The 12,824-nt window shown below is 45.3% G+C and carries 6 protein-coding genes; 2 read left to right on the top strand and 4 right to left on the bottom strand.

All coding sequences use genetic code 11. The features are described 5' to 3' along the window. Nucleotides 1-11: 11 nt before the first annotated feature. Complete coding sequence (locus ACFVS2_RS04595) at nt 12-6,842, bottom strand: amino acid adenylation domain-containing protein (protein WP_390231495.1); 6,831 nt, start codon at nt 6,840-6,842, stop codon at nt 12-14. A gap of 499 nt (nt 6,843-7,341) precedes the next feature. On the opposite strand from ACFVS2_RS04595, the gene ACFVS2_RS04590 reads away from it, so the two are divergent. Together ACFVS2_RS04590 and ACFVS2_RS04585 are read left to right on the top strand one after the other, a co-directional pair. Continuing rightward, nucleotides 7,342-8,277, top strand: a complete 936-nt coding sequence (locus tag ACFVS2_RS04590) for an ABC transporter ATP-binding protein (RefSeq protein WP_007729116.1) — start codon at nt 7,342-7,344, stop codon at nt 8,275-8,277. Nucleotide 8,278: 1 nt separating this feature from the next. Continuing rightward, nucleotides 8,279-9,043: an ABC transporter permease gene (locus ACFVS2_RS04585; RefSeq protein WP_173617525.1), complete on the top strand. Its 765-nt coding sequence runs from the start codon at nt 8,279-8,281 to the stop codon at nt 9,041-9,043. 84 nt (nt 9,044-9,127) lie between these two features. Here ACFVS2_RS04585 and ACFVS2_RS04580 read toward each other — a convergent pair whose 3' ends face one another. Genes ACFVS2_RS04580 through ACFVS2_RS04570 form a run of 3 tightly spaced genes read right to left on the bottom strand, consistent with a single transcriptional unit; the run spans nt 9,128 to nt 12,807 of the window. Then, nucleotides 9,128-10,669 (bottom strand): aldo/keto reductase, encoded by a 1,542-nt coding sequence (locus ACFVS2_RS04580; protein ID WP_390231491.1) that lies wholly within the window; start codon nt 10,667-10,669, stop codon nt 9,128-9,130. Beyond that, the gene (lgrE, locus tag ACFVS2_RS04575; protein ID WP_173617527.1) at nt 10,669-11,451 is read right to left on the bottom strand and encodes a linear gramicidin aldoreductase LgrE; all 783 of its coding nucleotides are present in this window, start codon (nt 11,449-11,451) and stop codon (nt 10,669-10,671) included. Before lgrE ends, ACFVS2_RS04580 begins: the two co-directional genes overlap by 1 nt. Before the next feature lie 21 nt (nt 11,452-11,472). Further along, nucleotides 11,473-12,807, bottom strand: coding sequence for an efflux RND transporter periplasmic adaptor subunit (locus ACFVS2_RS04570; protein ID WP_390231488.1), 1,335 nt, complete (start codon nt 12,805-12,807; stop codon nt 11,473-11,475). Between the last annotated feature and the right edge of the window lie 17 nt (nt 12,808-12,824).

The following is a 12,824-nucleotide window of genomic DNA, read 5'->3' as shown; positions in this document are numbered from 1 at the left end:
GCTACATTTACTTACAAATCGCCTATCAAGTCCATAATGTCATCGAGTTCTTCCAGAGAGAGCTTCTTATCCACAAAATCACTCGGTGTTAACTCAGAATCCTTCTTTTGTATACAATGTACAATAATAGCGTTCAAATGAATTTGATAGAGTCCCATGAGCCTGTCTATCGTCGTTTTGTGATACTCATGGCGATTGTAATTCATAGAGATAACCAGCTCTCCACCGATAATCTTGGCATAGATATCTAACGGATGCATGCGTTCGGTATGAGGTCCTAGTACTCTACCCTCTGGTAGATTCGATGGCGTGAATAGATCATTGTCCAGATCGGCATCGTACTGTCCCAAATAATTGAACACAACCTCGGGCTGGTGTGTGAAATGGATGTCTCGTTTGTGCTCTGTCTCTGTGAGATGCTTTAAGATGGAATACCCGATTCCTTTATTAGGAATAGCGCGCATCATTTCTTTGACCTGCTTGATCTGCTCCGCCAATTGGCCCGATTTGGTAGCAGGCAGGATTACTGGGAAAAGGGAAGTGAACCAACCTACCGTCCGGGAGACATTCAAGCCTTTGACAATCTCTTCACGTCCGTGTCCTTCCAAAAAGACCCTAACATCGTTTGCCCCTGTCCATTCCTGCATCGCCATTCCCAAGGCAGTCAACAGGATCTCTTGCGTTTCTGTTTGGTAGGCGTGATTGGTATGGCGCAGTAATTTTTCAGTCTCCATTTTGGAGAAACGAACCGAAGCTGTTATCGTCTCCATTTCGGTCTGGTAAATGGTCTCCTGATCTTTTGGCAACGGACGAGTCGGAATGGATTCGACTTTTTTCCAATAAGCTAGTTCGTTTACAAGCTTTTTGCTATTGGCTACGTTTTTTAGCTCTTTCGCCCATTTTTGATAAGAATGTGTTTTTTCCGGTAAAGCAATTGGATTACCTGAGGCTACTTGTTGATAGGCGATTCGGAAGTCTTCCAGAATGATGCGCCAGGAAACACCGTCAACAACCAGATGGTGAATCGCAAAAAGCAGATGGTCACCTACTCTTGTCTTGAAGAGCGCTACTTGAACCAGCGGTCCCTCCTGTAAATTCATACTGGCTTGCAGGCGGTTTGCTTCTTCTTCCACTTTGTTTCGAGCGTCCAGCTCTTCTGTAAAATCAAACACATGGAATTCGAACAGATAACCATCGTCTCCCCGATTAAACTGGACAAATCCCTCATCCGATTCGGTAAAACTCATGCGCAGGGCATCATGATGAAGCACAAGCGCAGTTAGAGACTCCATCAGTCGTTCGCTATGGAAGCCCTCTTTACTGAAAATCATCATTGCTTGATTCCAGTGATGTCTGCTTGTTGTAATCCGTTCAAAGAAGTAGTGTTGGATTGGTGTAAGTAAGACAGGCCCTGTTACCAATCCCTGATCAATAGTGATCCTCTCGGAAATGACAAACGGTGCAATTCGTTCGATCGTCGGATATTTAAATAGGTGATTGACTTCCATCATGAGATTCATCCGTTGCAGACGAGACGCGATCTGCAAACTCTTGATCGAATCTCCACCAAGCTCGAAAAAGCTGTCTTGAATCCCTACCCTCTCGATGCCTAATACTTCTCCCCAAATTCCGGCAAGAATCTCTTCCATTTCAGAGCGCGGTGCTACGTATTCCACTTCGCTTCTCACACTTCCATCCGGTTCAGGCAGGGCCTTGCGATCCAGCTTACCGTTGGATGTAAGCGGAAACTCCTTCATGAGAACGAAGTGGGCAGGTACCATATATTCTGGCAATTCACGGCGAAGCAGGTCGCGCAATTGACTGACTGTCCATTCCTTTGCGGAAAGCAGATAGGCGCACAAGTATGCCTGATTGTTCTGGTCGGTTCGGGCCATAACCACCGCATCATAAATGGACTCTTCCTGAATCAGTTTGCTACGAATTTCATCCAACTCGATGCGGTATCCACGAATTTTTACCTGATGGTCCATGCGTCCGAGATACTCGATATTGCCATCCTCACGATAGCGTGCCAGGTCGCCTGTGCGATAGATACGCTTACCAGCCTCTAATGGATGGGCAACAAATTTTTCCGCTGTCAGCTCTTTGTTGTTCAAATATCCTCTCGCCAAGCTAATTCCGGCAATACATAGTTCGCCCGGTACTCCTATTGGCTGCAATTGTCCGTACTGATTGACGATATGCATGCGATAGTTAGGCAGTGGCTTTCCGATGGGAACAGGATTCTCCAGTGAGTCTTTTTCGAGCGAATAGCGGGAAGTATATATAGTCGCTTCTGTTGGCCCGTAGATGTTTTCCAATTTCACCTCCGGCAGTACTTCATATACTTTTGGCACGAGATCATCTGGCATCGCTTCCCCGCAAGCAAGAATGTAACGCAAACGGTTGGCTTCGTTTCGCCCCTCCAGATATTCGACGAACGGATTCAACATGGATGGCACAAAATTGATGTGACTTATTCCTTCTTGGACTACCGCTTGCCATATTTCTTCGGGATTCTTTTCTGCCTCTGGCTCGAGAATTACCAATCTGCCATTCCCAGGAATCCACCCGAAAATTTCCGCTACAGAGATATCAAAAATGTAGGTCGTCTTCAGCAGGAATGCATCTTCACACATAAGCGGATATTCGTCTTGCATGGCATGGAGTACATTGAGCAGCGCCTCGTGTTCAATCATCACGCCTTTTGGCTTCCCGGTTGAGCCAGATGTGTACATAACATACGCAAGGTCATCCGGTTTGTTAACCAGCGGTAGATTGCTTGTATCTGGGGAAAAGCTACTCTCGCTGTTCAAATCAATAACATCCGCTGTAAAGCTTGCTTTTTCAACGAAACGAGACTGTGCTACCACCATCTTGGCGCCGCTATCTGTGAAAATGTAGGAAATTCGGTCAGTTGGACTGTTCGGATCGATCGGCAGATAGGCTCCACCTGCTTTCAACACGGCGAAAATTGCCACTATCATCTCGAAGGATCGTTCCGTTATAAGCATCACCAGATCGTCTGGTTTCACCCCTTTTGTACGGAGGGTATGTGCCAGTTGATTTGCTCGTTCGTTCAGCTCTCGATACGTCATGCACTCTTCGCGGAGTACCAATGCGCTCTTGTCAGGTGTAGCAGTAGCCCATTCTTCTAACAACTGCATGATCAATTTGTCGGGGTATGTTTTGGATGTATCGTTTACCCCTAGAAACAAATCGAGGCGCTGTGCTTGGGTCATTAGTTCAAACGTTTTAACTTGCTCCTCCAAACCGTGAACAGCTTGCAAAAGGAGATGTTCAAACTGTGCAATCATACGGTGGATCATGCGTTCATCAAACAACAGTGTGTTGTATTCAAAAACAATGTGCAGCTCGTTCTCCCGCTCCACTGCTTCTAGTGTCAGGTCGAACTTGCTAATCCTGTTGTTGATATGATGCGTTTGGTTTTCCAACCCTGTCTCCGGTGAGCTTTGCATCATGAACATCACATCAAACAAGGGATGACGATTCCCGTCGCGTTTGGCGCCAGAGCCCTCGAGAATTTTATCAAAGGGAACGTACTGGTTTTGCAAAGCAGCCAAAAGCTCTTGCTTTACCTGTTGCAGGTTATGTAAAAAGCTTTCTTCATGCTCAATCGAGAGTAGAAGTGGCAACGTATTAACGAACATCCCAAGTATCTCTCGCGTATCTGGATGCTGTCTTCCATCTGTTACGGTACCTAGTATGACTTGCTTGCTGTCGTTATTCATTTTGGATAGCCATACAGCTACAATGGTGAGCATCAGCATATAGAGGGTTACATCATGTTTTGTTGCTGTGGTTTTGAGCTTTCTAGTGAGTTCTTTGTTTGCGCGATACGTGATCGTAGCCCCATCAAATGTCAGTTGCGGCGGACGTTTTCGTGTAGGAAGTTGGACAACAGGAAGCTCGCCCTCTAGAAGGGTTTTCCAGTAAGCAGCTTGCTGTTTGTATTCCTCGCTTGAATGCCAGTCATTTTGCCATCGCGCAAACGACTTATAGGTATTCTTTAAAGGGAGAAGCTGCTGTCGTTCGAGTAAAGTCTGTAATTCTCGCAACAAAATCGACTTGGATAAGCCATCCATGAGGATGTGATGGGAGTCGAGCCAGAGAACCTGTTTGTCAGAAGTTTCAATGATTCCAGCCCGGAGCAATGGCGCTTTTGCCAAATCGAATGGCTTGATGTGCTCTGCAAGTAGGCTGTGTAGCACCTCTTCTGCACCCGTTTGACGGACTAATGATAGTTCGGACCACGGGACAATTCGTTTTACGATTTCATCATGATGCATGTGATACGTGCTTCGTAATCCTTCGTGGCGCATCACCAGCTGCTGCAAGGCCGTCTGGATATGCTCCACATCTACGGATTGGGGAAAGTCAACCGTGAATGTCACATTGTATGCGATCGATTCGACATCCTGCTGCTGGATGATGTACATTCGTTTCTCCACCGCGGATGTTTCGTATTCCTGTTGCACGATCAGCTCCTGCAATGGTTGTATGTTCGTTTGCTCTTGCTCTGTGAACAAACGTTTCAATTGGCGAATCGTTGGATGCTTAAAAAGCTGGTCATATCTCAAATCGAATCCGATATTCTTGAACTGGGAAATGAGCTGCATGGCCTTGATCGAGTCCCCACCGCTTTCAAGAAAATGGTCGTCGATTCCCACCTGCAAATTTCCTAGCACGTTGCCCCACACCTGAGCCAATTGTTGTTCAAGCTCATCAGTGGGCGCGACATAATCTTCCCTCAGCAGCTCCTCATCTCCCTGTACATCTGGCAATGCCCGCTTGTCTACCTTTCCATTCGTGGTGAGCGGTAAAGTCTCCATGTGAACAAAGTGCGTCGGGATCATGTAATCAGGAAGATCATTTCCGAGCCATTCCCTCAGCTCGTGAAAAGGGATTTCATCAGGAGCAACGTAATAGCTAACTAAGTATTTGCGGCCATCCTCCCGTTCTTTGGCGATAACCGTTGCCATTTCGACCATTGGATGATTCATGAGGAAAGGTTCAATTTCTCCTGGCTCGATCCGATATCCGCGAATTTTTACCAAATTATCGAGGCGGCCCAAAAACTCGATGTTCCCGTCAGGCAACCAGCGTGCTCTGTCTCCCGTGCGGTACATGCGCTCGCCCGTCTGTGGATGAATGATGTATTTCTCTGCGGTCAAATCTGGTCGGTTCACATATCCTCGTCCCAGCCCTTCACCGAGGATAAATACCTCGCCCACTACCCCAATCGGTTGTAATGCCAGCTTTTCGTCCAAAATGAAGATGTAGGTATGAGCGATAGGCTTGCCAATCGGAATGCTCTGGTATTGCTTGTCCACCTCAAAAATAGTAGCAACAATCGTGCACTCTGTTGGTCCATACAAGTTGTACAGCTTGTATGCACCGTGCCGATCAACCTTTTTTAGCACATCCCCGCCTGTGAGCATCGCTCGAAAAGAACGATTATCCATTTGCATGAACTGTTCAGCTGCTCCCGTCGGAAAAAAGCTGATCGTAATGCCTTCTTGGTTGCAATAATCATTCAAGGCAATCAGATCATACTTCAGTGTAGTTGGCACGATGTGTAACGATGCGCCCGTGAGTAGATAGGGGAACATTTCCAATACAGACCCATCAAATGAAAAACTGGAATAGACAAGGGCTTTGTCTTCAGCGCTCACTTCAAAGTACTGGCGATGCCATTCGCAAAAATTTACCAAGTTGCGATGCTCGATCATCACGCCCTTGGCCAAACCTGTCGATCCCGATGTATACATGACATAGACGAGATCTGTTGATCGATTGACGTGCGGTAGATTTTCTTTTCTGTCGCTAAAGCTACCAGGGTCACACACGTCGATCACTTCTACTTCGCAAATACTTTTCGCCTTCTCAATAAGGGAAGTCTGTGTCAATAAAACGGGTGCGCTACTGTCGTGTAGCATATAAGCAATTCGTTCATCCGGATAATCCAGATCGATAGGGAGATATGCTGCTCCGGCCTTTAGAACGGCGAGAATACTCACCAGCATGTCTAGTGATCTATCCATCATGAGCGCCACAAAATCGTCAGACTTAACTCCTTTGGCACAAAGATTATGGGCTAACTGATTGGCTCGCTCATTAAGCTCTTTGTATGTCAGAGACTGGTCTTGCCATACAGCTGCTAGACTGTCCGGTGACATATCTACTTGTCGTTCAAACAACTGATGGTAGGTTTTATCGCTCTGCATCTCTACTTGTGTTCGTTCTCCACAAAAACGCTTTAATGCCAGCAGCTCGTTTACGGAGGTCATATTCAGGTTTTTGTAGAAATCTCGGTCTTTTTTGTAGTGAATCGTTCCACCAGATGGTTGCGGAAATGGTGTGATCCGCCCACTTACAATATTCTCCCACTCTCGGATGAACAGGTCTTCAATCACCTGATTCGCTTTGTTGTAACAATCGATCAGTGTATCTGCGTCATCAAAAGCAATCTCTTCTTGAATAAGGATATCGCCTGTATCTATGTTCTCGTCTATGAGGTGTAGCGTAACCCCTTTTGGTGTCTCATCCCAAATACTCCAGAAAACAGGGTCTCTCCCCTTGTTCCAGGGCAAGAGGGATGTATGTAGATTGATAATGCGCCCTTTGAAACGGGAAACGATATCCTTACTCAGAATATAGCCGTACGCGTAACTGACAATATAGTCGATTTGTTCAAAATATTCAGCTTGTTGTTGCTCCCATTTTTTCTCGCACACGATGACTTCATGGTTTCTTGATTCCAAGTACTGCACAATCTTGTTTTCTTTGCTCATGAATGTTGTTAGGAATAATATTCTCAAAAAAACATCACCAGCATTTCTCATAATTTCGTTGACAAAAAGTTGACTTCGATTGAAAATTGTTTTAGATGGAAGTCGTTCCACAATTTTACTTTTTGTTACATGATTTTACATATAACTCAAAAATATGGTTTTCTGCAAGTGGTTGTATGTAAATTTTTTTATTTTTTGGTTCCCAACAATTAGAGTAAAGAATGCCAAAAGGCAATACTCTGCTGGTTTTTAAGGGATGAAAGGAGGTAAGTACAGAACTGGTAAAAAATGACAATCTTTGACAACTTCCATTTTCAATGCTGCACTTCGTTCAACATGACATATCACTCTGATATGAAATTGCCACAAGGAATTTCCTTCTCAATCTCCAGTTGTTTCTGCCCATTTTTGTAATGAACTCAATATATTTACAAACATTCAATATTCTGAATTGGATAAAAAAGTTAATATGGGAGTTGTACACTCAATCGGAGTCACAGAAAAGTCTAGAAAAGGAGATTTTTTTATGGAGCCTGCAATCGTAATTAAGGATCTCAAAAAGTCGTTCGGAGACAAAAAAGTTCTCGATGGCATTTCCCTCTCGATTCCCAAAGGTACTATTTTTGGTCTACTTGGGCCTAATGGAGCTGGAAAAACAACCTCCCTCCGAATCCTGTCCTGCCTCATTGAGCCTACGTCAGGAGAAGTCACCATCCTCGGTCATCAAATCAGCAAGAATAAAGAAGAGATTCGCAAAAAAATTGGTTGTGTAACAGAATCTCCCGGGGTGTATGACAAGCTTTCTCTGTTGGACAACCTGGAATTCTTCGCCTCCTGCTACCAGATTCCCAAAGCCAAGCGTGCTTCACGCATCGAGTATTTGCTTCGCCAGTTCGATTTGTGGGACAGAAGAAACGATCCTGCTGGCAGATTGTCTAAAGGAATGAAACAAAAACTTTCGATTGTTTGCGCGATTTTACACGATCCAGAAGTGCTTTTCTTAGACGAGGTCACAGCCAATCTCGATCCTGTCAGCACTCGGAAGCTGAAAGATCTGATTCGCGAGTGGGCTGCCGCTGGAAAAACGATCATTTTTTGTTCACATATCCTGGCAGAAATTGATGAGTTATGTCATGAATTCGCCATCATTAAGGGTGAGGTGATTCGTTTAACTACCCCACAGAAGTTCCGCGAAGAGTGGACCACCTACAATGTGCTTCTTGATGTAGGATCGGATTCACAAAAGTCAGAACAGATTATTAAAGCCGCCGAGGAAGTGGAGACGTATCAGCGCACCGAAGATCAGTTCCACCTAAGGGTAGCCAATCCAAAGACCTCGAACCCACAGCTGATCAAAAAGCTGGTCGCAGCGGATATTACCGTCAATTACATAGCCCCCATCTCCGTGTCACTGGAGGACTCCTATCTCAGCTTGTTGAATCAAGAAAAGGAGGCGATCTAGGATGCCGGGATTTGTTATTATCCGGGAATGGAAAGAGCTTTTCGCAGCCCGTTCCGTATTGATTACGAATCTTGCTGCACCATTCGTTATATTGGTTGTAGCTCTGATCACAACTGTATTTGCCCAAAACGGTAAGATGGAGTTCATCCTTAATCTAATGAAATTGACTAATCCCCTCCTTAACATGGCAGGTGAAGATGGTCATATTGCCATTGCCCGCTTCTATTTCCTCTTGTTCCTGATCGTACCGGCGATGATCCCCTTAACATTTGCCACGACGAGCATCATCATGGAAAAAATGACAGGAACATTAGAAAGCGTACTGGTCACCCCGATTTCCACCAAGGAGTTTTTGCTTGGTAAGGTCCTAGCTTACTCCTTGCCTTCCATCGCTCTGACCTGGGTGGTCCAGCTAATCTTTCTAGGGTTCATCTTTGCAACCTTTGACAATGCTAGCGAGTATTTTTCCATCGTATTTATTCTCGCGATGCTCCTGCTCGTCCCATTTATTTCGATCATCAGCGTATCCATGAGCGTCATTGTTTCCTCCAAAGTTGACAATGTCGCAGCAGCCCAACAATTTGGTGCCATACTGGTTCTGCCGATCATCGGACTTGCTGTCAGTCAGGTCATCTTCCTCTCCATGATGAGCAATCCGGTAATCTATCTGGGAATGGTCACGATTTGTGCGGTGGTTGCCCTGATCATGTTCCAGATAAGTATTAAGGTGTTTGATCGTGAGCATATCATCAGCAAGTGGAAATAACCGAAAGTATGAAAAATAACCACCTGATGAAATCGTTGTTGTCACACGATTTCATCAGGTGGTTTTACTATTTGGGGAGTGTTTTTAGCCAATAACCGCTTTAAGGGTTTGGGTCATTGTATGCCAGTCCTCTTCTTGCATGATCGTATCCAAAGGTCTCTTCAATTCCATGAGTACATCATCTACATAATGCTCACGTCTCATCCCCACAAGGACGCTGTGTACCTCTGGAGTGGCGCGCATCGTTCTAATTGCTGCTTGGCTGAGGTTATCTGTTGTCATCAAATGCGGTTTCACCCTCGTCACCTCTTTCGAGATATCCAGTGAACGCTGGTAGTCTTTCGGGGCGTAGTAGTTCTTCAAAGCTTCAGCTGTCTCCATGAGAGTTGCCTTGTAGCTATCCAGCCATTGCTGCGTCTGCTCGTCCAAGCCCTCATGTTGTTTAATCGTATTGCGAATATCTTCGATGACCGGCTCAAACAAGAAGCTTCTCACATTTTGCACATTTGTGGTAGAGTATAGCTTTTTCCAGTATTTGCGGAGTGTAGCTCCAGATGATATTTTTTTCTTCAGCTCTTTCACATCTTCTTTCTCCATTTTAAGTAATGGCAAGACGCGATAGACGATCTGATCCTCTACATCATCTACACGATTCAGACAATCCTTGATTTGACGAATGGCTTCTTTTTCGTCAATGACTGTGCTCTGATCTAGTTGGAAGTTCGTCAGGCGGAAGATTTTTTCCTTCGCTGTCACATCTAGCGTCCGGTTGGTCATTACACCAAGTCCTTTTTCCTTGGCAAATAACAAGGCACTCTTGCCTTGCGCATGGCTTTTTTCCAGCATGGCACCGGATTCGTACATGTTCATTGGAAACTGTATGACGCGAAAATGGTGATTCGGCGTAATCTTTTCTGCAATCTCCCAGAGGGTATCCAGCGCAACAAAATCAAATTCCTTGCCATTGCTGACAAACGAATTGGCACTGACTCCATAGCATTGAATCCGGCCTGATTCTACTTCTTTCTCCAGATGTCGAAAAGCCTTCTCCATTCGCTCTAATAATTCATCATACGCTTCCTGTTGTTTGATCTTTTTCATCTTTGCCCATAACAAATACCACTCAGGATTGTGCAGCATGTAGCAATCAATCGTGTCCACCTGTAGGCGCTGCAGACTGCGTGTCAGCTGATCTTGAAGGTATTCTGGGTGGATACATATCGACATTCCATCATGTACCGTTGTGAAGTCTTGATACGGTTTGCCTTCCGCTGTCCTCTTCGTCGTCTCTTCGGAATCCTCGCCTTGGACGATACCAGCCTTGGACACGATTACAAGCTCTTCCCGCTTTATTTTTTCTTCACTTATCAGCTGCTTCAGCACATGACCGATGACTTTCTCAGCGCTACCATTTGTATACATACTACTCGTGTCTATTAGATTGATTCCTTCGAGCAGTGCCTTACGGAGAGCTTGCTGGTACTGCTCATCTTGTTCATCAATCCGGTACGTTCCGAATCCAACCTGACTGATCCACACATCGAAGCTACCAAATTGCTTATAGAAAAGATGGGTATTGGCCTGTGCTAGGCGCTGTGTCCCCTCTCGCGTTGCTTTTCCAGTCATCATCCTATCCCCCTGTACCCAGCAAGATAATTTTGAAGAGTTGACCCGACAATAGTAAGGACTTGGTCCTGTTGAGAATGGATGAAAAAATGGTCCCCTTCTAGTATGTGCGTTTGAAAAGAAGCGTTCGTGTGATCTCTCCAGGCTTCGAGATGGGTTACGGAAAAATCCGGGTCCTGCCAACCGCCAATGGCCGTCAGTCCGAACTCCAGCGGTTGATCGTCTTGATAGCGATACGTCTCGCATATCGTGAAATCAGCCCGAAGCGTAGGGAGAAGCATGTTCAGAATCTCCTTGTCCTCAAAAACTTCCTTTGGCGTGCCATTCATCGTTCGTACGCCCTCCAGAAACTCATGATCTGGGAGATGATGGATGGCTTCACCCGGATCTGGCAGATGCGGGGCATGGTATCCGGATGCAAACAGGTGCTGCGGCTTGAGGTCGTAATGTTTGCGTAAATATCTGGCCAGCTCAAAGCTGACCAGTGTTCCCATGCTATGTCCAAAAAAGGCAAACGGTCGATTCAGATAGGGAAGTAGCGCTTCTGCCAGATCACGAATCATTACAGACAAATCCGTGTAGCAAGGCTCTAAAAAGCGATTACTTCTCCCTGGTAGCTGCACAGGACAAACGCCAATCTGAACGGGCAGCTTTTTTTGCCAATCCCGATAAATACCCGCATGACCACCAGCATAGTGAAAGCAAAATAATAGCACTTCTGCCTCTGCTGTCATTTTTGCAGAGAGTAGCCATCGATTCTGGGAAGCGTACATCTTTTGCATAGGTATCCTCCTCGATATTACTTAGGGAACAATGCGAATTTTTGCGCCATCTTTTAATTGTGATTGTCCTTTGATAACTACCTTGTCTCCTGATTTCACTCCAGAGCCGATAAGCGTCTTCTCAGTTCCTTTTGAAGCGATCGAGATTTCCTTCTCAGCTACTCTTTCACCATTCACGACGTAGGCAACCGATTTCCCATTTCGCTCAAGGATGGCATCTGTCGGTATGAGAATACCTGCTTGTCCTTTGATTGAAGACACATCCGCCTTCATTCCAGGAAGTAGCGTACCTTTTGGATTTGGCACTTCTATTTCCACAGGGAAAAGCTTAGATTGGTCAGAGGCCTTTAGTCCCACGTAGGTAATACTACCTTTGACCTTGATATTTTGAGATGGAACCTGCAAATCTAGTTGTATTCCTTTTTGGAAGCTTGCCAACGCTTTTTCTGACACATTCACCTTCACAATCATCGGGTCAAGGTTAATTACCGTTGCAACAGGCTTTTGCGGGTTGATCGTATCACCTTCTTGGACTTGTATATCGGTGACAATGCCGTCTACTGTTGATTTGATCAGTGTGTTTTCCAACGCATTTCTGGAAATATCCACTTCAACCTTTCCTTGTTGAACATTTGCTTGCGTGACTCGTCCATTTTTATCGGCTGTATTCACTTGCGTCCGAGCATTAATTAAAGCGATTTGTGCCTGATCTAGCTGGCTTTGATACTGATTTTTTGCTTGCAGATATGCGTTTTCTGCATTGTCAAGCTCACTTTTGGACAATGCTTTCTCTTCAAACAGCTTTTTAGCGCGGTCGTAATTTGCTTTCGCCAGCGTCAATCCTTGTGCAATCGTACGATTGGCATTCGCAAAGGTTTGCTCCGCCTGCTTCAGTTGACTGTTTGCCAATTGACTGGACGTCCCCATTTTGTTGGAATGCTCTAGATTTGCGTTGGCGACTGCTAATGCCGCCTCAGCTTGACGTAGTTTCAATTGCGCTTCGGTTTGATCCAGCTTTCCGATGACTTGTCCTTTTTTGACTGTGTCCCCTTTTTTCACTAGGATTTGCGAGACAGTCCCGGTAGTTTTGCCGTAAATACTCACATCCGTGTTAGCGAATACCTCCGCCAGTAACCTGTTGGATTCTTTGAGTTCTCCTTCTATTACTTCCTCTACTTGAACATCAACGGAATTCTCCACTTTAATGGTTTCAATTTCAGTACTCGACGGGCTTTCGATTTGTGTTCTTCCTTCATTAGAATTGGTCTTTTCTGCGGATTGAGAATTGCATCCCGAGATGATCGCCAAGCCTAAAAGACATGTCACAACTGAGCTGATTAGCTTCGTCTTCTTCATTTTTAGTAAATTCCTCC

The sequence above is a fragment of the Brevibacillus sp. NPDC058079 genome (genome assembly GCF_042885155.1).
Classification (GTDB): domain Bacteria; phylum Bacillota; class Bacilli; order Brevibacillales; family Brevibacillaceae; genus Brevibacillus.
Note: the sequence above shows the minus strand (reverse complement) of the source record. Positions and strands in the feature narration are given on the sequence as shown.

What these genes read in the sequence shown, in the direction of transcription:
- ACFVS2_RS04580 (WP_390231491.1), bottom strand. Translation starts at nt 10,669, where the DNA reads ATGACTGGAAAAGCAACGCGAGAGGGGACACAGCGCCTAGCACAGGCC.
- ACFVS2_RS04570 (WP_390231488.1), bottom strand. Translation starts at nt 12,807, where the DNA reads ATGAAGAAGACGAAGCTAATCAGCTCAGTTGTGACATGTCTTTTAGGC.
- ACFVS2_RS04585 (WP_173617525.1), top strand. Translation starts at nt 8,279, where the DNA reads ATGCCGGGATTTGTTATTATCCGGGAATGGAAAGAGCTTTTCGCAGCC.
- lgrE (WP_173617527.1), bottom strand. Translation starts at nt 11,451, where the DNA reads ATGCAAAAGATGTACGCTTCCCAGAATCGATGGCTACTCTCTGCAAAA.
- ACFVS2_RS04590 (WP_007729116.1), top strand. Translation starts at nt 7,342, where the DNA reads ATGGAGCCTGCAATCGTAATTAAGGATCTCAAAAAGTCGTTCGGAGAC.